The sequence below is a fragment of the Eleftheria terrae genome (assembly GCF_030419005.1).
In the GTDB taxonomy this organism is placed as follows: Bacteria; Pseudomonadota; Gammaproteobacteria; order Burkholderiales; family Burkholderiaceae_C; genus Caldimonas; species Caldimonas terrae.
This window is the reverse complement of the sequence record NZ_CP106951.1, coordinates 892,205-910,695: the sequence shown is the minus strand read 5'-3', so window position 1 is coordinate 910,695 and position 18,491 is coordinate 892,205. Positions and strand designations below refer to the sequence as shown.

General features: G+C 71.2%; 17 protein-coding genes, 1 pseudogene and 2 riboswitches. Of the genes and pseudogenes, 2 read left to right on the top strand and 16 right to left on the bottom strand.

Annotated elements, in window-relative coordinates:
* Positions 1-33: 33 nt before the first annotated feature.
* A riboswitch (cobalamin riboswitch) is annotated at positions 34-279 on the bottom strand.
* 85 nt (positions 280-364) lie between these two features.
* Entirely contained in the window at positions 365-1,252 is an 888-nt protein-coding gene (locus N7L95_RS04085; RefSeq protein ID WP_301258547.1) for a LysR family transcriptional regulator, read from the bottom strand.
* 68 nt (positions 1,253-1,320) lie between these two features.
* On the opposite strand from N7L95_RS04085, the gene N7L95_RS04080 reads away from it, so the two are divergent.
* Both N7L95_RS04080 and N7L95_RS04075 read left to right on the top strand, forming a co-directional pair.
* Positions 1,321-2,571 carry a YbfB/YjiJ family MFS transporter gene (locus N7L95_RS04080; protein WP_301258546.1) on the top strand — a complete coding sequence of 417 codons (1,251 nt, stop codon included), beginning with the start codon at positions 1,321-1,323 and terminating at the stop codon, positions 2,569-2,571.
* A gap of 10 nt (positions 2,572-2,581) precedes the next feature.
* A complete protein-coding gene (locus N7L95_RS04075; protein WP_301258545.1) occupies positions 2,582-3,169 on the top strand; it encodes a carboxymuconolactone decarboxylase family protein in 588 nt (195 codons plus the stop codon).
* A 445-nt stretch (positions 3,170-3,614) separates the two neighbouring features.
* Here N7L95_RS04075 and N7L95_RS04070 read toward each other — a convergent pair whose 3' ends face one another.
* The 15 genes and pseudogenes from N7L95_RS04070 to N7L95_RS04000 all read right to left on the bottom strand — a co-directional run bounded on the left by N7L95_RS04070 (position 3,615) and on the right by N7L95_RS04000 (position 18,297).
* Positions 3,615-5,816, bottom strand: coding sequence for a hypothetical protein (locus tag N7L95_RS04070; RefSeq protein WP_301258544.1), 2,202 nt, complete (start codon positions 5,814-5,816; stop codon positions 3,615-3,617).
* A 240-nt stretch (positions 5,817-6,056) separates the two neighbouring features.
* Positions 6,057-6,692 (bottom strand): 5,6-dimethylbenzimidazole synthase, encoded by a 636-nt coding sequence (gene bluB / locus N7L95_RS29720; protein ID WP_301260061.1) that lies wholly within the window; start codon positions 6,690-6,692, stop codon positions 6,057-6,059.
* A gap of 201 nt (positions 6,693-6,893) precedes the next feature.
* Positions 6,894-7,586: pseudogene (cobA, locus tag N7L95_RS29715) on the bottom strand (uroporphyrinogen-III C-methyltransferase); the annotation flags it as partial.
* Positions 7,576-7,950: a (2Fe-2S) ferredoxin domain-containing protein gene (locus N7L95_RS04055; RefSeq protein WP_301258543.1), complete on the bottom strand. Its 375-nt coding sequence runs from the start codon at positions 7,948-7,950 to the stop codon at positions 7,576-7,578. The pseudogene cobA and the gene N7L95_RS04055, both read right to left, overlap by 11 nt.
* On the bottom strand, positions 7,947-8,906 hold the full coding sequence (cobJ, locus tag N7L95_RS04050; protein WP_301260060.1) for a precorrin-3B C(17)-methyltransferase: 960 nt from the start codon (positions 8,904-8,906) through the stop codon (positions 7,947-7,949). Before cobJ ends, N7L95_RS04055 begins: the two co-directional genes overlap by 4 nt.
* Before the next feature lie 35 nt (positions 8,907-8,941).
* A complete protein-coding gene (locus N7L95_RS04045) occupies positions 8,942-9,382 on the bottom strand; it encodes a cobalamin biosynthesis protein (protein ID WP_301258542.1) in 441 nt (146 codons plus the stop codon).
* The gene (locus N7L95_RS04040) at positions 9,379-10,134 is read right to left on the bottom strand and encodes a cobalamin biosynthesis central domain-containing protein (protein WP_301258541.1); all 756 of its coding nucleotides are present in this window, start codon (positions 10,132-10,134) and stop codon (positions 9,379-9,381) included. The genes N7L95_RS04045 and N7L95_RS04040 overlap by 4 nt, the downstream gene beginning before the upstream one ends.
* Entirely contained in the window at positions 10,118-10,930 is an 813-nt protein-coding gene (gene cobI / locus N7L95_RS04035) for a precorrin-2 C(20)-methyltransferase (protein ID WP_301258540.1), read from the bottom strand. The genes N7L95_RS04040 and cobI overlap by 17 nt, the downstream gene beginning before the upstream one ends.
* A complete protein-coding gene (gene cbiE, locus N7L95_RS04030; RefSeq protein ID WP_301258539.1) occupies positions 10,923-12,248 on the bottom strand; it encodes a precorrin-6y C5,15-methyltransferase (decarboxylating) subunit CbiE in 1,326 nt (441 codons plus the stop codon). The genes cobI and cbiE overlap by 8 nt, the downstream gene beginning before the upstream one ends.
* Positions 12,245-13,363, bottom strand: a complete 1,119-nt coding sequence (locus N7L95_RS04025) for a cobalt-precorrin-5B (C(1))-methyltransferase (protein ID WP_301258538.1) — start codon at positions 13,361-13,363, stop codon at positions 12,245-12,247. Before N7L95_RS04025 ends, cbiE begins: the two co-directional genes overlap by 4 nt.
* Positions 13,364-13,390: 27 nt before the next feature.
* Positions 13,391-14,077 (bottom strand): precorrin-8X methylmutase, encoded by a 687-nt coding sequence (locus N7L95_RS04020; protein ID WP_301258537.1) that lies wholly within the window; start codon positions 14,075-14,077, stop codon positions 13,391-13,393.
* Positions 14,074-15,129: a sirohydrochlorin chelatase gene (locus N7L95_RS04015; RefSeq protein WP_301258536.1), complete on the bottom strand. Its 1,056-nt coding sequence runs from the start codon at positions 15,127-15,129 to the stop codon at positions 14,074-14,076. Before N7L95_RS04015 ends, N7L95_RS04020 begins: the two co-directional genes overlap by 4 nt.
* Positions 15,126-15,923, bottom strand: coding sequence for a precorrin-4 C(11)-methyltransferase (gene cobM / locus N7L95_RS04010; RefSeq protein ID WP_301258535.1), 798 nt, complete (start codon positions 15,921-15,923; stop codon positions 15,126-15,128). The genes N7L95_RS04015 and cobM overlap by 4 nt, the downstream gene beginning before the upstream one ends.
* Before the next feature lie 4 nt (positions 15,924-15,927).
* Positions 15,928-16,557, bottom strand: a complete 630-nt coding sequence (locus N7L95_RS04005; protein WP_301258534.1) for an energy-coupling factor ABC transporter permease — start codon at positions 16,555-16,557, stop codon at positions 15,928-15,930.
* A 242-nt stretch (positions 16,558-16,799) separates the two neighbouring features.
* Positions 16,800-17,032: riboswitch (cobalamin riboswitch) on the bottom strand.
* 77 nt (positions 17,033-17,109) lie between these two features.
* Positions 17,110-18,297 carry a calcium-binding protein gene (locus N7L95_RS04000; RefSeq protein WP_301258533.1) on the bottom strand — a complete coding sequence of 396 codons (1,188 nt, stop codon included), beginning with the start codon at positions 18,295-18,297 and terminating at the stop codon, positions 17,110-17,112.
* Positions 18,298-18,491 lie beyond the last annotated feature (194 nt).

The following is an 18,491-nucleotide window of genomic DNA, read 5'->3' as shown; positions in this document are numbered from 1 at the left end:
GGTCTGCCGCACGCCCGCAGCTTCCGGGATGGGCGAAGGCCGGTATCCGGGCTGGCGGAGTGTGGCGCTCGGGGCCCCGAGGGGCCGCTGGCGCCACGGAGGTTTCGCCTTCCCACGCACTCTCGTGCGCAGTGGCTGGGGCGCCTGCTGGCGCCCGCATGAAACCGTCCCGATCCGCTCACCGTTGCGGGGGCAGCACAGGAGTTGCGCTGCAGCGTCTGCAGCACGCACCTGTTTCCCGTTTAACCCGCGTCGCGAGGGGCAACGCGGGCACCTTCGTCCGCGAGCCGCGGGCAGCGATGCCGTCCGTGGCGGGAGCGGATTCTAGAGGGCTGCCGGCCAAGGCGGCCAGGGGTGGCTGCGTTCAGGCCGCGGTGCGCCGCCTGGCGCGCGGCGGCGGCAGCATCTCCATCAAGGCCCGCAGGGGCGCGCTCGCCTCGCCCTGCCACACCAGGTGCGTGCGATTGACGCGCAGCCGCGCGGGCAGCGGATGGCGCTGCACCGAGCTGCCGAGCACGGCCTGGTCGAGCACTTCGGCCGGCACGATGGCCACACCGGCGCCGGCCGCTACGCAGGCGACGATCGCGTGGTACGAACCCAGGTCGAGGATGCGGCCGGGCGAGGCGCCGCCTTCGGCCGCCCATTCCAGGAGCCGGCGCCGGTACGAGCAGCCGTGCGGAAAGGCCAGCAGGGTGCGGCCGTCCAGATCGGCCGCACGGCGAGGGGCGGGCGCCTGCTTGGCGGTGATCAGCACCAGTTCCTCGTCGAAGGCCGGCACGCTGCGGAGGCGGCCCTTCTCCAGCGGCTCGGACACGAAGGCGGCCTCCACCTCGAAGCGCTCCAGCCGGCGCAGCAGTGCGGTGGACGTGCCGGTTTGCAGCTCGATCGACACCTCCGGGTAGCGGGCATGGAAGGCCGACAGGACCGGCGGCAGCCGGGCGCCGGCGGCGCTTTCGAGGGAGCCGAGCCGCAGCGCCCCGCGCACGACACCGCTGCGCAGTTCCTGCTCGGCCAGGTCGGCCATCTGCAGCAGCCGCTCGGCATGGCCGAGCACGGTGCGGCCCGCATCGGTGAGCACCAGGCGGCGACCCTGGCGCTGGAACAGGGCCAGGCCCAGGCGCTCCTCGAACTGCTTGATGCGGGTGGTGACGTTGGAAGGCACCCGGTGCAGCTGGCTGGCGGCGCGGGTGACGCCGCCTTCCCTCACCACGCAGCGGAAGATGTGGAGGTCGTCCAGGTCCATCATTCTCATGCGGAGAATTGTATGTCTCCACAATTCAGTATTCAGAATGCCTTTGCGGGTGTCCAATCCTCCACACGATGCGTACCGACCCCTCCCTTGCTCACCGGCCGCCTGACCTGACGGCGGCGTCGATCACCGTGGCCGGCCTTGTCGCGTTGGCGGTGGCAATGGGCATCGGCCGCTTTGCCTTCACGCCGCTGCTGCCGCTGATGCTGCGCGACGGCACGCTGAGCGCGGCCGCAGGCGCGGAATGGGCGGCCGCCAACTATGGCGGCTACCTGCTCGGCGCCATGACGGCGGCCTGGTTCTCCGGCCAGCCGCAGCGCGGCCTGCGTCTGGGCCTGCTCGGCGTGGCGCTGGCCACGCTGGCGGTGGCATGCATGGACGGCGCCGTGGCGCCCGGCTGGCTGGGCGCGCTGCTGCGCGCCGCAGCCGGCGTCTTCAGCGCCTGGGTCATGGTGTGCGCCAGCAGCTGGTGCCTGGCGGAGCTGGCCCGGCGGCAGGCGTCGCAGTGGGGCAGCTGGATGTATGTCGGCGTGGGCCTCGGCATCATGCTGGCCGGTGGGCTGGCGTGGCTCGGCGGGCGGCAGCCGGCCCGATGGTTGTGGCTCGAGCTGGGCGGGCTTGCGGTGCTGGGCGCGGTGTTCGCGCTGCGGCCGCTGCGAGGCAGCGGCCGCGTTGGCGCGTCTGCCGGGTGGCGCATGGCGCCACCGCCGGCTGCAGCGGCAGCCGCCTCGGGGGGGAAGCGCGGGCAGCCGGCGCTGGTGCTGTGCTATGGCCTGTTCGGGTTTGGCTATATCGTGCCGGCCACCTTCCTGCCCGCCATGGCGCGGCAGCAGGTGGCCGATCCGCTGGTGTTCGGGCTGATGTGGCCGTTGTTCGGGCTGGCCGCTGCCGTGTCGGTGGCGGCGGCGGCGCGCTGGCTGTCGGGCTGGCCGCGCAGGCGGGTCTGGGCGCTGGCGCAGGGCGTCATGGCGCTGGGTACCGCGCTGCCGCTGCTGGCCGCGCAGGGCCTGTGGGTGCTGGCGGTGTCGGCCGTGCTGGTGGGCGGCACCTTCATGGTGGCCACCATGGCGGGCCTGCAGCTGGCTCGCGAGCAGGCGCCGGCCCATGCGACCGCGCTGCTGGCGCGCATGACGATGGCCTTCGCCGCCGGGCAGATCGCCGGCCCGCTGCTGGTGCGTGTGCTCGGCGCCGGCCGCTGGGCCGGCTGGGACGCCCTGGCATGGGCCAATGCGGCAGCCACCGCGCTGCTGCTGATGTCGGCGGCCTGGCTGTGGCGCGCGCCTGCGCCGGCAGCCGTACCGGCAGCTTCACCTTCAACCTGAAGAGACCTCGATGACCCTTGCACCTTCCATGACCTCGGCGCTGACTTTTCCCGAAGCCGGCCTGCCCGAACGCCTGGCCCCCCCGGCGGTGCTCGACCCCGCGCAGCAGGAGGCGGCGGACGAGCTGATCAACGGCCCACGGCGCGGCGTCTACGGGCCGTTCCGCCCGCTGATGCACCGGCCGGCGCTGCTGAGTGCGGTGGCCAAGGTGGGTGAGAACCTGCGCTACCAAGGCAGCCTGGATGCGGCCTTGCGGGAGTGGACGATCTGCGTCGTCGCCCGCGAGCTGTCCAACGTCTTTGAATGGGACATGCACCTGCCGCTCGCGGCAGCGGCCGGTGTGCCGGCGGCGGCGCTGGCGGCGCTGGATGCCGGCGAGCCGTCACCGCCTGAACTGCGGGGCGACCTGGCGCTGGCGCGCAGCGTGGCCACGGAGCTGATCACCCATCACCGGCTGGGCGACGCCACCTACCAGGAGGCGCTCCAGCAATGGGGTGAGCCGACGCTGGTGGAGCTGCTCACCTTGATCGGCTATTTCGCGATGGTGTGCTGGCTGATGAACGTGGCGCGCACGCCGGGGCCGGCGCCGGCGCGCTGAGGGGGGCCTGGCAGGACGAGCCGCTTCCGCCGGCCAATGGCGGGCCCCGCGGGCGCATTGACGCGCCTGGCCGGGGAGACGCGCCAGGCGGTTGACGCCGTGCCTGCGCCCTCGATTCATCGACGACCTGCGGACGGCCGACCCTCGCAGGCCGGTGCGGCTGCCGGTGAGCGCGGGCGAGGGGGCCGTGCGCCTGCAGCGATTCGTGCAGAAGTCGCCTCCGGCGCCCGTCGGGCGCGGTGTTCGCGCTGCGGCCGCTGCGAGGCAGCGGCCGCGCTGGCGCGTCGGCCGGGTGGCGCTGCCCCTCAGCATTGCTTGCGGGGACCGGGACGCTTGCGGTGCAGCGACCATCCTGGTCTGCAGTGCCGGTCGCTGGCTGCCGGCCAGACAGGTTGCTGGCAGCCACGGCACGGGCTCCGTGGCGAGCCCGTGCAGCCCGCCGAGCTCAGTCGATGCGAACCACCAATTCCTTCTCTTCGCCCGACGCATCGGCCTTGCAGCGCACATAGGCCGTTTGCGAGCCGGTGGTGGCAAAGGTGGTGGTCTTGCTGTGCGAGAGGCCGTCGGCCGAGCGGCTCAGGTTGTCGTACATGGCGCCGTAGCTCGAGCCCGCCTGCGACGACCAGCGGCACTGTGCCGCCACGCTGCTGCTCAGCTTGAAGGTGGCGCTGTAGCCGCTGTGCGTGACCTGGCCGAGGACGATTGCCAGGGGGCCGCCGCCCGGCGTCGGCGTTGGCGTGCTGCTGCCGCCGCCGCTGCCGGTCGTGCCGACATAGACCCACGATGGCAGGCCGATCATGTAGCTGGAGGGCGGGCCCTGGTCGTTGAAGTTGGTCGCGAACAGCAGGCGCGAGCCATCGCGGCTGAGCGTGGCCTGGTGCTCGCCGAAGTAGGCCGTGCCTTCATTGGCGCTCAGGTACTGGTAGCGCTCCGCCGCGCGTGTGTGGGCCACCGCATGCTGCTTCCCGCCGGGCTTCAGCTCCACCAGCATCAGCTTGCGGTACATCGGCTCCATCGTGCTGTCGGGAAACACCTTGCCGTAGTTGGCGGAATCGCCATACGTGCTGACCAGCACCCAGCCCGGCTTGTTGAACGCCTGGCCGGAAATGTGCAAGGCATAGGCCGATCCCGAGCGCGGGTACAGCGGCATCAGGTTGAAGGCGTTGCCGTTGGCCATGTTGATGGCGCGCACCTGCTCGGCCGCCTGGTCGGCGACGACGTAGTAGTCTTCACCCGCCGGGCCCAGGGCCAGGTCGCTGTGTTCGCTCTGGGTGTTGAGCTGCCTGAAGCTGGAGAAGTCGAGCGTGTAGGCGCGGGTGCCCAGCTTGGGCGTGTAGGCCCACGACGGGACGGCGTACTTTCCACTCGGCGAGATGCTGATGTGATCCGGATAGACCCCGCCGAACTTGGACGCGTCGTAGGTGCCGATGATCTTGTCGTTGACCCGGTCCCAGGTGAACAGGCCGTCGATGGTCTTGGTCTGGGTGGCTTCGTTGTAGTGGGTCGCCATGAAGGCGAAGTAGCGGCCATCGGCCGAGGAGGTGCCCTCGCCACCGGTCCACACCGATGTGGTCGCCGGCCAGATCGCTCGCAGGCGGGCGGTGAAGTCGACCAGCACGGTGTCGGTGTCGGTCTCGACGTTCTTCTCGTACCAGACCAGGCTGCCGTTGCGGCCGGTGTACCAGAGCTTCTTCGGGTCGGTGGGATGCCAGATGGGCTCGCAGTCACCCACCATGCCCTTGAACGCCCCGGCGGTGCCCGACTTGGGCAGCACCTGGAAGGTGTCGGCGTTGTACAGCAGCCAGTGGCCGTCCATCGACTGCGCGAGGTAGCGCGAGTTGTCTGCGTTGAAGGCCTGGCGCCGGCTGTACTCGTGGCGCACATAGGCCGAGCCGGGGTAGTCGCTGGCCGCGGTCGCGCGGTAGACCCGGGTGCCGAAGACGGGGTCGATATAGCTCGCGACGCTGAGGCTGGTGGCCTTGGTCAGCGGCTTCGCCACCACCGGCGCCGGTTCGCGGCCGAGCGGCTTCAGCTGGAAGTCCGCCGCGTACAGGGAGTCGAAGGGGTTGGGCGAGTCGATGCTGACCGCATCGATGAAGGTCGTGTGGTCGCCCTGCCGGGTCGACGACAGGGCGATGGTGTACGTGCCGCTCGTGGTGATCGGGATGCTCACGCTGGAGTGGCGGGCAAACGCGGTCGAGGCCGGAGCGATCGGTGCACCCACCCGGCGGTTGTTCACCCAGACCTGGACCGGGTTCGTGCCGCTGGGGGCCGCGCGCCGGGCAGCCATGAACGACACCTTGTAGACGCCGGCGGGAAGGAAGACCGACTTGGAGATCCAGGCGTCATGGCCCTTGAGAAACACCGTTTGCTGGCCTTCGGGTGCGCTCGCCGCATGGAACGGGCTGCCGTTGCGCTGGATGCCGCGCCCGGTGGTGCCGCTGAAGTTCCAGGCCGCGCCGGTGGGCGTATAGGTGTGCGTATTGGCCGGCAGCGCAGGGGCTTCAAAGCCTTCCAGCGCAATGGCGCCAGCCGTCGGCGCCACCAGGCCGAGGATCGGGGCGCAGGCGAGGGTGCCGGCGGCGACCCAGCGTTGACGCGCGGAGAACGCCCCCCGATGAACGGCGGTGGAGCGGTGGTTTTTCATGTGGGCCTCCCTGGCTCTGTTGAACGCAGGCGGGAGTTTGCTGATCTTTTCCTCTTCAGAGCCGGAGTTGCACACAGAAACTCCGGCTGGCAGGCGGGGACGGACATGCGGTCGTGCCGGTGAGCGGCCACTGCCGGTCGGTCGGGTAGCCACTTGGCCGGATCCGTCCGCCATGTCGGCCGACCGGTGGACCGGGTGCCATTTCCGCTACCTGGCCAGTGGCACGGCAGCGCCCGGACGTCAGTCCATCGACGAGGGAGGTGCCGCTGACACGGTGCCCTCATCCTGCGCTGCGGCGACCGACCCCCAGCAGTTCTCGAAGAACACCTGCTCGGCACCGCGCGGCTGCCGCCAGCCGACCTGTTGCAGCATCGGTTCGGGATAGAACGTGTCCACCGGGCCCAGGCAGATCAGGGCCAGCGGCTCGGCACCGTCGGGCAGGCCCAGCGCCGCCTTGAGGGCCAGCGGGTCGAACAGCGACACCCAGCCCAGCCCCAGCTGCTCCACCCGGGCCGCAAGCCACAGGTTCTGGACCGCGCAAGCCAGCGAGCTGATGGCCATCTCGCGCGGCATGGTGCGGCGGCCGAACAAGGTGCCGTCGTCGGGGGCGAGCGCAGCCACCCACAGCTCGGCGCACTCCGACACGCCTTCGACCTTCAGGCGCAGGAACTCCGAGGCCCGTTCGCCCAGCGCCTGTGCTGTCGCGAGCCGCTCTTCCTCCACCAGCGCGGCAATGCGCCGGCGCAGCCCGGCATCGGTGATGCGCAGGAAGCGCCAGGGCTGCATCAGGCCCACCGAGGGCGCCTGGTGCGCGGCGTGCATCAGGCGTTCCAGCGTCGCGGGCGCCACCGTCGCGCCGGCACGGAAGTGCCGCATGTCGCGCCGGGCTGCCAGCAGGCGGTAGAAGCTCTCGCGCTCGGCGGCGTTGAAGCAGGCCGGCGTGCCGGCTGCCTGCGGCTCGGCGCTGGTGACTGGCGGCAGGCCGTCCACAGCCGGGGGCCCGGGGCGGAAGTGGGGCGAGAGGGCCACCGTTTCGCCGATGAACAGCAGCCCGGGCTGGCCGTCGTAGGCGGGCGCCTGCGGCAGCAAGGCCCGTAGCGTGGTGGCAATGACCGCCTGCCCCGGGCGGGTGCCGTCCATCACCACGGCGGCTGGCGTGTCGCCCGGCAAGCCGTGCGCCAGCAGGCGGCCGGCAATGTGCGTCAGGCGCTGCACGCCCATGTAGAACACGCGTGTCTGCCCGGGGCGGGCCAGGGCGGGCCAGTCGAGCTCCTGGCGGTCGTCGGCCAGGTGGCCGGGCAGCAGCACGCAGCTATTGGCCAGTTGTCGATGGGTGAGGGGAATGCCGGCCGCGGCGGCGCATCCGCCGGCAGCGGTGATGCCGGGCACCACCTCGGTGGCGATGCCGGCGGCAAGCAGGGCCTGCACTTCCTCGCCGCCCCGCCCGAAGACGAAGGGGTCGCCGCCCTTGAGCCGCACCACCCGCCGACCGGCGCGGGCCTGCTCGATCAACACCTGGTGGATGCCCGCCTGGGGCAACTCGTGACGGCCGGCGGCCTTGCCGACATAGATGCGCCGGGCCGCCGGCGGTGCCAGTGCCAGGATGTCGGGCGAGATCAGCCGGTCGTGCACCAGCACCTCGGCCTGCTGCAGGCGCTGCAGGGCGCGCACGGTGAGCAAGTCGGCTGCGCCGGGGCCGGCGCCCACGATGCAGACAGAACCGGCAGGCAGGCTGCCACCAGCGCCGAGGGCCGCTGCCTCAGCCGACATGGCCCGGCCCGCGGTGGAACACCAGCTCCTCCACCACCGTGTCGCCGACCAGGTGCTGGTCGATGATGCGGTCCATGTTGGCGGGGGTGACGTCGTAGTACCAGACACCGTCCGGCTGCACGCACATCACCGGCCCGCCCTTGCAGGCGGCGAAGCAGTTGACGCGGCTGCGCTTGACGCGCCGCTCGCCCTTGTCCAGGCCGGCCGCCTTGAACTTGTCGCCCAGGCTGTCGAACAGGGCCTGCGACTGGCCATCCTGCGTGCACCGGGGTCCGGTGCACACCAGCAGGTGGCGGCGGTAGTCGCCGATCTTGGGCTTCTGCACCGCGCCTTGCGGTGCCTGGGTTTCGGGCTGGTCGCTCATGTCTCGCTCACTTCCTCGGGCTCTGCAGGTTCGGCGGCGACCGGCTCGGCCAGGGTCGCCGCGATGTAGTCCTCCGGCAGCCGGTAGCGTGCCGCCAGGGCCGCCACGTCGTGGCCCTCCGCGTGCAGCTCTTGCAGCTGCTGCAGCCAGCCGTCCAGTCCGGTGGACAGCGAGCGTCCGGCACGCTCGCCTTCGCGCGCCTGGCCGCCGTCGGCCATGTCGTACTTGCTGGCATAGCCGCGCGGGGTCACCATCAGGCCATGCCGCACGAAGGTGTTGCTGTTGCCGATCAGCACGGTGCTGAGCATGCCGATCTCGCACTCGGCCATGTGCTGCAGCGTGGTGAACTCGATGCGTTCGCGCCGCCGGTAGGCCGACTTGACCACCGCCACCGGCGTGTCGGCGCGCCGATGGCGCAGGAACAGCCGCTGCGCCTCGACGATCTGCCGGGTGCGCCGTCCGCTCTTGGGGTTGTAGAGCGCCACCACGAAGTCGGCCAGCGCCGCCGCTTCCAGCCGCCTTGCAATGACCGGCCAGGGCGTCAGCAGGTCGGACAAGGAAATGGCGCAGAAGTCGTGCGTGAGCGGCGCTCCCACCAGGGCCGCGCAACTGTTGAGCGCCGACGCACCGGGCACCACCTCCACCTGCACATCGCCCTCGGGCTGCCAGCCGGCCTGGAACAGCACCTCGTAGGTGGGCCCGGCCATGCCATAGACGCCTGCGTCGCCCGAGGAGATGAGCGCCACCCGCTTGCCGGCGCGGGCCGCCTCCAGCGCGCTGACGGCGCGGTCGAGCTCCTCGGTCATCGACTTGCGGATGACCTCCTTGCCTTCGACCAGGTCGGCCACCAGCTTGATGTAGGTGACATAGCCGATGACCGTGTCCGCTTCGGCGATCGCCTCCCGGGCGCGCTGCGTCATGTGGGCCTCGTGGCCGGGGCCGATGCCCACCAGCATGATCTTGCCGGGCGGGGTGGGGAAGGGGGGGTGGGTCACGATCTCTCCTTGTGCTCGGTGTCATGCGCCGCGCCGGCCCGCACACGGGCGAGCGACACCGTGGCGTTGCGACCGCAGCTGCCGCGGTAGCGGTGTTTCTCGACCAGCAGGCTGCCGGTGTCCGTCTCGGCGGCCAGCAGGGCGGCCGCCTCGGACACCGATGGCGTGCCCATGAAGCGCAGCACGGTCGCCGAGGGGTTGGGCACCGGCACGCGGGCGAGTGCCTCGGCCGGGTAGAAGTGCAGTGGCCGCGCCAGTGCCTCGGCCAGCTGCAGGAAGGCCGGCTCGTCGGCCTTCGCGTCGATGGTGGCCAGCACGGCCACCTGGCCCCATTGCAGGCCCGCCTGCCGCAGGGCCTGCTCGATGGCCGTGCGCACCGTGGCCAGCGGCGTGCCGCGGTCGCAACCCAGGCCCACCGCCACGCTGAAGCTGCTCACTGGCCGGCCTCCTCGGCCAGCGGCGGGCGGTACACCACCAGCCGCTCGGGCAGCTGTTGCCAGTGCTCGGCCTGCAGCGGGCGGTGGGTGACCCACAGCACCGCGGCGAAGCGCTGCAGGTCCACGTCCTCGAAACGTTCGTAGCGGTGGATGTTGGCCGGCGGCGGCGTCGGCCGGGTCCACCAGGCGCGGCTGCCGGCTTCCTGCACGAAGGCGACCGGCTCGCCATTCACCACATGGGCCGACACCCGGGTGATGTTGATCTTGGGTGCCTCGACGCGCCAGCCCAGCTCGCGGCCGAGGATGTCCACCGGGATCGTGCGGCCCACGTCGGATGCGGTGGTGAGCACCGGCGTGGCCTTCAACAGCCCGGCGATGCGCAGCGCGCATTCGTTGGCCCCACCCACATGGCCGGAGAGCACCGGGATGACGAACTCGCCCGCATCGTCGACCACCGTCACGCCCGGGTCTTCGTCCTTGCTGCGCAGGTGCGGTGCGATGAGCCGCACCACCGCGCCGAGCGAGACGAAGAACACGATCTGGTCGTACTGCGCAAACAAGCCGCCGATCTCGTCCTTGAACGGCCCGCTGTAGACCTGCAGGCGCTCTTCGAACTCATGGAGCACGTCGGCGAACTTGGCGGACACGCACAGCCGTGCCCCGGGCAGCGCCCGGGCCAGGGTGGCCGCCTGGGCGGCGCCGTGGCGTGTGATGGCCACCAGCACGATGCTGGGTTCAGGCACGGGGGGCATCGGGTTCTCCTTGCATCTCCCGGCGCAGGCCGGGCTTGGGGCGGCAGCCGCGCACGCGTTCGCCGCGCAGCCGCCCGGGGTTCTTGACGATCAGCAGTGACAGGTAGTTCACCGCGGTCCCGGGGAGCTCGCGCAGGTCGCGCACCACCCGCTCGTCCGGCGCGCCGGCCTTCTCGATGAAGCAGCTGCCCGCGAGCAACCCGCGCCGTTCCAGCAGCGCAATCAGCGGATCCAGCAGTGGCTTGACCTTCAGCAGCACCAACGTGTCGAAGTCGTCCAGCAGTCGCTCCACCATGTCCACGCCATAGGCCGCCGGCACGATGGCCACCGTGTCGTCCTGCTCCGCCAGCGGCCATTGCAGGCGGGCGCAGCTGGCCAGGAAGCTGGCCACGCCGGGCACCACCTCGATGCCGACCTCCGGCTGCAGGCCACGCAGCGTGCGCGCCAGGTGGCCGAAGGTCGCGAAGGTCGAGGCATCGCCTTCCACCAGGAACATCACGTCGCGCCCCGCCTCCAGGTGCGCCAGCACCTGGCTGGCGCCGGCCAGCCAGTGGCGGGCCAGCTTCTCCGCGTCGTGGGTCATCGGGAACAGCAGCGCCTGGTGCAGCGGCGGCCGCGCCAGCCCGGCCCGCTCGGCAATGGCCAGCGCATAGCTCTCGCTGCGGGTGCTGCGCACCGGGTAGGTCCAGACCGCGTCCTGCCGCTGCAGCAGCGCATGCGCGCGGCGGGTCATCAGGTCGGGGTCGCCCGGGCCGAGCGAGACGCCCCACAGGCAGCCGCGGCGGTGGTCAGGCATGGGCCACTCCCCGGCTGGCACAGACCACCCATACCGGGTTTTCAGCGGCCAGGCGCTGCATCTGCAGGATGGGCTTGCTGCGCGAGGCCTGCAGCTGCAGCACGTCCCAGTGCAGCGGCAGGGCCTCGGCGGCCTCTTTCAGCGTGGCGAGTGCGGTGCCCAGGTTCTCGAAGGTGACGAAGTTCATCACCAGGCAGCCGTGCGGCTTGAGCCGCTGCAGCACGCGGTGGATGAGCTCGCCCAGCTCGCCGCCGGAGCCGCCGATGAAGACCGCGTCCGGGTCGGGCCAGTGCTCCAGGCCCGCCGGCGCCTTGCCGTGCACCAGGCTGTAGTTGCCCACGCCGAGCGCCTGGCGGTTGCGCAGGGCGATGGCATGGTCCTCCTCGTTCTTCTCGATGGCGTAGACATGGCCTTGCTCGCACAGGCGCGCGGCTTCCAGGCCCACCGCGCCGGAGCCGGCGCCGATGTCCCAGACGATGCTGTCGCGGCGCAACTGCAGCCGCGCCAGCGAGACGGCGCGCACCTCGTGCTTGGTGATCAGGCCCTTGTCGGGATGGCGCTGCTCGTAGCGGGCGTCGGGCAGCCCGAACAGCACCGGCTGCGGCTTGTCCTGCAAGCGCCACAGCAGCACCACGTTCGGATCGGCGAAACGGCGCTCGGCCAGCTCCTGCACCGACAGTGCGGCGCTGACCGCTTCCTCGGGCTGGCACAGCCGCTGTGCCACAGCGCACTGGAAGTCGGCGCCCAGGCCCTCGGCCAGCAGCAGGCGGCCGATGCGGTCGGGCGTGTTGTCCGGGCTGGTGAGCACCGCCAGCCGGGCATGTGCGTGGGCGGCACGGGCCAGCGCATAGAGCCCGTGCCGCGCGTCGGCGCCGGGCACCCATTCGCCGGCATCGCGGCTGTGCACCGAGACGATCCTGATGTCCTGCCACGGCAGGCCGACACGGGCGCAGGCCAGCTGCAGGGTGGACAGGTTGGGCAGGATCTCCAGCGCCTCGATGCACAGGCGCGAGGCCAGGTAGGCCGCGATGCCATGGCACAGCGGGTCGCCGGTGGCCAGCACCACGCAGCGCTGGCCGGCCTGCTGCGCCTCGGCCACCCAGCCGGGCACCTGCGAGAGTGCGCCGCCCAGGTCGAGCAGGCGCGCCTCCGGGTCGATGTGCTCGGCCAGCAGGCGCAAGGTGCGCTCGCCGCCGATCACGCAGTGGGCCTGCCGCAGGTGGGCCAGTGCCTGCGGATGCAGGCTGCGGGCGCCGTCGTCCAGCACGCCGATGACGCGGCACGGCTCGCCGCCGAAGCGGCCTCGGTCTTCTTTCATGGAGAGCTGCTTGCTTCGGCCAGCTTGCGACCGTCGAAGTCGCACACCAGCACGGTGAGTTGAAACTGTCCCGGGTAGCGGCCCGCCACGGTGGCCACCACCCGCTCGGCCAGCGCCTGGTGGAACTCGTGCACGAGGCCCAGGGCCTGCACGCGCTCGCTGGCATAGCGCGCGGTCTCGGCGTTGCGGATGTCCTCGCACACCTCGGGGGGCACGCCGATGCCGGCGCACAGCTCGGCCAGCAGGGCGGTGTCGACCTCGGCGCGGCCCGCATGGGTGATGGTCTCGCCCTGCGCGATCTTGGTCAGCTTGCCCACCATGCCGCCGATGACCACCCGCGGCAGCCGACAGGCCACCGCCGTGTCGAGTGCGTAACGCAGGAAGTCGCCCATCTGCACGAAGCAGGCCTGCGGCAGGTGGGGCAGTTCCTCCATCGCGAATTTCTCGGTGCGGCCGCCGGTGGTGAGCACCGCCACGCCACTGCCCGTCGTGGCGGCCACCTCCACGCCCTGCACCACGCTGGCCCGGTAGGCAGCGGTGGAGTAGGGCTTGACGATGCCGGTCGTGCCGAGGATGGAGATGCCGCCGAGGATGCCCAGGCGCGCGTTCAGGGTCTTCTTGGCCATCTCGATGCCCTGCGGCACCGACAGGGTCACCTCCAGCCCGGCCTGCTCCAGCAGCGGGGCGCCGGCCAGCCGCACGTTGGCCTCGATGTTGCGCCGGGGCACCGGGTTGATCGCGGGGCCGCCCACCTCCAGGCCCAGCCCGGGCATGGTTACCGTGCCGACACCGAAGCCGCCGAGCAGCAGCACCTCGCCCGGCCGCTGCGGCAGCAGGCGGACGTCGGCAGTCAGGTGGGCCTTGTCGGTGCAGTCGGGGTCGTCGCCGGCATCCTTGATGACCATGGCGTGGGCCCGGCGCTGCGCGCTGTCGCCTTCGCAGCAGCCGTCATTGACGGCGAAGACCACCTGCTGGCCGTTGGGCAGCAGGCATTCCACCCGCTCCGGCACCGCGCCGCAGACCAGCCCCAGCACCGCTGCCCGGGCCGCGGCCGCGGAGCAGGCACCGGTGGTGAAGCCGGTGCGGGTGCCGCGCTTGACGGTTTTCTCCATCATGGCCGGGGGTCCTGGGAGTGCCGCGGCTCAGCCGGCGGCGGTGCCCTGGCGCTGGCGGGCCTCGGCCAGCGCCAGCAGGGCATGGATCGCGGCCACCACCAGCGTGGAGCCGCCCTTGCGGCCGTCGATGACGATCCACGGCACGGCCTCCACCTCGGCCATCAGCGCCTTGGACTCGGCGGCCGAGACAAAACCCACCGGCATGCCGACCACCAGGGCGGGGCGCACGCCCGCTTCCCGCACCAGGCGCACCAGCTCGATCAGGGCCGTGGGCGCGTTGCCGATGCCGACGATGGCGCCGTCGAGCAAGCCCAGGCGGTGCGCCTTGCGCATGGCCTGGACGGCCCGCGTGCTGTCCTCGGCACGGGCGGCCTCGATCACGTCGGCATCGCTGATGAAGTGATGCGCCTGCACGCCGAAGTGCGCCAGGCGCGGCGCCGACAGCCCGCTGCAGATCATCTCCACATCGGCCACCAGCGGGGTGCCACCTCGCAGCAGCGCCTGCACGCCGGCTTCGACAGCGCGCGGGTGGAAGCGCGTCAGCCCGTTGAAGTCGAAGTCGGCATTGGCGTGGATCATGCGCCGCACGATGGGCCACTGCCCGGCATCGTAGGGATGCGGGCCGACCTCCGCATCGATGATGGCGAAGGAGTCGTGCTCGATGGCCTGGCCCGCGCGGGTCAGTTGCTCGGTGACGGTGTTGACGGTGCTCATGCGGCGGTGGCGGAGGTGGGCTCTGTGGCCGGCGCGTGGCCGGCATGCACCGGCCGGCCGCCGGCTGCCGTGGCGTGCTCGTGCAGGTGCTGGTGCTGGTGCTGGTGCTGGTGCTGGTGCGTGTGCTCGTGGGCGTGCCCGTGCGTGTGCATGTGCTCGTGCACCGGCACGGCTGACAGCGCCTGGGCAGCGCCCGGCGCGGCAGCAGGGTCATGCGGGTGGCCGTGGTGGTGGCTGTGCCCCAGGTCGTGCGCCAGCTCGCGGTACTTGCAGCCGTCGCAAGGCATGCGCGACTGCGGCAGGCCGGCCAGCAGCTCGGCCACCCGTTCGTCGAGCAGCCCGAACACCTCGGGCTCGAAGCCGAAGCAGTCGGTGTGGGCCAGCCTGAGCGTCGGGTACTGCACCCGCAGGTGGTCCACCTGGCGGGCAATGCGCTGCATCAGTGTGCCGGTGAACAGGTAGTAGGGCAGCACCACCACCTGCCGCATGCCGACCAGCGCCTGGCGCTGCACCACCCGTTCCAGCCGCGGCCAGGTGATGCCGGTGAAGGCCAGGTCCACCAGCTCGTGGTCGCTGTCTTCCTGCAGCCAGCGGGCCATCTTGGCCATCTCGCCATTGGCCTGCCGGTCGGACGAGCCGCGCCCCAGCAGCACCACGCCGGTGGTGCGCGGGTCGGGCATGTCCAGGGCCTGCATGGCCCCGCGCAGGCGCCGCCGCAGCACCTGCAACAGCGGGTCGCAGGCCGTCAGGTGCGGCGCGTAGAGGAAGCCGGTGCCGAGGCATTCCAGGCGGGCCTGCTCGATGGCTTCGGGAATCTCCATCTTGACGTGCCCGGCCGCGTTCAGGATCAGCGGCAGCACCAGGACCTGCGAGCTGCCGTGTGCCGCGGCGCGCAGCCCGGCCTGCAGGCCGGGCTCGCCGAATTCGATGAAGCACAGCTCGATGCGCCAATCCGGATGGGCAGCGCGCCAGCGGGCGGCGAAGCGGCGCACGTCTTCATTGCCCGACTCTTCACGCGAGCCGTGCCCGACGAGCAGGATGGTGTGATTCACGAAGGTTCTCCAGGAACGAGGGATGCGCGGCGGAAGCGGTGCGAGAAGGTGGCGTCGTACAGCTTGGACTTGGCCAGTTCCGGCCAGTCGCGGGCGCCGAGCGTGGGGCTGGCGATGATCATGGCCTGGCTGACGATGCCGGCATCGCGGCAACGCTGCTTGATGTCGTGCAGGGTGCCGCGGACGATGCGCTCCTCGCCCGGCCAGCTGGCCTTGTGCACCACCAGCACCGGCGCGTCCTCCGGCCAGCCGGCCTCGCGCAGGCCGTGCTCGACCTTGTGCAGCAGCGTGATGGACAGGAAGATGCACAAGGTGCAGCGGTGCCGGGCCAGCTCGGCCAGCGACTCGCCCGGTGGCATCGGCGTGCGGCCTTCCACCCGCGTGAAGATCACGCTCTGCGTGACCTCTGGCAGGGTGAAGCTCTCCACCGCCGCGGCCGCAGACGCCATGGCCGAGGACACGCCGGGCACCACCGCCAGCGGCACGCCGGCCGCGTCCAGGGCCTGCACCACTTCGATCAGCGTGCCGTAGAGCGCCGGGTCACCGGTTTGCAGCCGCACCACTGTCTCATGCTGCTGCGCCTGCGCCACCAGCCAGCGGCCCATCTGCTGCAGCGTCATGTCCTTCGAGTCGGCGATGGCGCAGCCGGCCGGCGCCCACCGTGTCGCGGCTTCGTTGACCAGCGAGCCGGCGAAGAGGATGGCCCCGGCGCGGGCGATCAGGTCGCGTCCCTTGACGGTGAGCAATTCGGGATCGCCCGGGCCGGCGCCCACGAACCACACGGTGCCCGGCATCGGGTCAACGCGCGGGCAGCGGAGCGAAGCAGGCGGTGCCCAGGCCGGTGTGCTGCACCCGGCGGATCAGGGCGAGCACTGCAATCGTGACGAGCGGCTCCAGCGCGACCACCGCGACGTAGGAAGCGGCGAAGTGCAGCCACTCGACCAGCGGCGTCTCGATCTCGCCCATGGCCAGCCAGAAACCCACCATGGCGGTGACGCCGGCGTAGTAGCGGCTGTCGAGCTTCAGCACGTCCAGCCAGCCGCGCAGCACCAGCGTGCGTCCGGCGGTGTAGTGCACCGCGACCAGCGGTACTGCCAGCGAGAGGGTGTTCACCGCCAGGTGCATCAGGTCCTGCGGCTCGAACAGCAGGCCCTGCGCCAGCAGGCCGAGCGCGAAGCCGAACAGTGTCGGCACGAAGCCGAAGGCCAGGTAGATCGGCATCGCGCCGATGAAGTGCAGCTCCGACGGGCCCACCTTCAGGTGGAAGGCCTGCATGAAGAGCGAGAAGAACAGGGCTGCCAGGCCGGTGCGCAGCCACAGCGACGGTTGCTTGAGCAGCGGCAGCAGATAGCCGCCGAGCAGCGCGGTGGCCGCGACCGAGGCCATCACCACCTTGGTGTGCGACAGGTAGCCGGGTTCGATGTGCATGGGTGTCCTGTGGAGTGAAGGGGTCAACGCGGGAGAGGGCGCATGTCGCTCAGGCCGGCTGGCAGCCGGGAGGCTGCAGGCGGAGCCGGCCTGGCCGGCGTGGTGCCGGCAGCCAGGGCAAGGCAGGCAAGGCACGGCCGAACACCGTCCGCCTGGGGAGCCAGGATGAGCAAGGCATGATGAAAAGCAGAAGATCGTCGCTTCGCCTGCTTCCCCGCAGGCGACACGTGCATGGCCGCGCGAACGCGACCGCCTGTTGGCCGGTATCCGGGCTGGCGGAGCGCCCGTGTCGTCCTTCCCAGACACCAGGGTGTCCAGTGGAGCGGGGAACACGAGTGAAGCGCAGGGCTTCGTCCGCTGACCGTTGCGGGGGCAGCTCAGGCAAGGGCAGGCTCGATGGGGCCTGCTCCTCCTGATTCCCGTTTAACTGCACCGGCGCAATGCCGGCGCGAGCACCAACGCGGCGGATCATAGACCACTGCCCATGCTCCGCTCAAGACGTCGGCGCAAAAAAGCGCCGACGCCAGGGCCGTGTGCCTGTGGCTTGGCCCCTCAGGCGCCCAGCACGAAGTCGGCGTTGGTCACGCTGGCGGCCACGCCGGTGTCCAGCGTGCCGAGCAGCAGGGCATCGCCGCCGGCCGCGGTGGTTGCGTTGTACCAGAGCTGCCCGTTGCTGGTATTGAGGTAGATGCCACTGCTGTTGCCTGCCGCGTTGCCGGTGAGGCCGGCTCCCTTGAAGAAGGAGCTGGCCTCCAGCACGCTGCCCACGCCGCCACCGAACGCCAGGCCCAGCACGCCCGGGTTGATGGCTCCTGGCAGGCCGGCGTCGAGCGAGTTGGCCAGCACCATGGTGTCGTCGGCCACCTCGTAGTCGACCAGGGTGTCGGCATGCGGTGCGCCAGCGATCGAGAAGACGAAACGGTCCATCCCGTTGCCACCCAGCAGCGTGTCGTTGCCGGCACCGCCGTCCAGGCTGTCGGCACCGTTGCCGCCGTCGAGGCCGTCGTTGCCGCTGCCGCCGAAGAGGGTGTCCTGGCCGTTGTTGCCTTCCAGGCTGTCGTTGCCGGCATTGCCGTTGAGTGTGTCGCCGCCGTTGGCGCCAATCAGCGTGTCAGCGCCGCCACCACCGGTGAGCAGGTCGTCGCCGGTGCCGCCGTCGAGGCGGTCGTCGCCGTCGCCGCCGTTGAGGGTGTCGGCGCCGTTGTCGCCGTCCAGCGTGTCGTTGCCGGCGTCGCCGTTGAGCAGGTCGGCGCCGTTGCCGCCGGACAAGGTGTCATTGCCGGCGCCGCCGTTGAGCAGGTCGATGCCGTTGCCGCCGGACAAGGTGTCGTCGCCGTTGCCGCCGTCCAGCGTGTCGGCCCCGTCGTTGCCCAGCAGGGTGTCGTTGCCGTCGAGCCCGGACAGCGTGTTGGCCGCGTCGTTGCCGGTCACCACGTTGTCCAGTGCATTGCCGGTGCCGTTGACGGCGGTGGGTGCGTCGGCCGGGAAGTTGTCGAGCGTCAGGTTCTCCAGATGGTCGCCGAGCGTGTAGCTGGCCAGGCGCGACACCACCGTGTCGCTGCCTTCGCCGGCGCGCTCGACGACGATGTCGCCGGCCGAGTTGACATGGTAGGTGTCGTCGCCGCCGAGGCCGACGAGCACGTCGTCACCCCCGGACCAGTTGGCGTTCAGTACCGAGCTCGGGTCGTCGCTGAAGTCGGCCAGCGCATCGCGTGCATCCGTGCCATTGATCATTGCCATCTCGATCTCCTGCGTTGAAGAACTACGGCCGGCCGGCCTCATGCCGGGGGCCACTCCCGGCCGCTTGGCGGCTCGGGGCAGTGCACGGTACGGCCGGCCCTGGGCATCGGCAAGGGCAACTTTGCCAGGGGCGCGGGGTAATGGCTGAGGCGGGCAGCTGTTGTATGGGGGCGGGCCGGTCGGGCTTGCTTGCG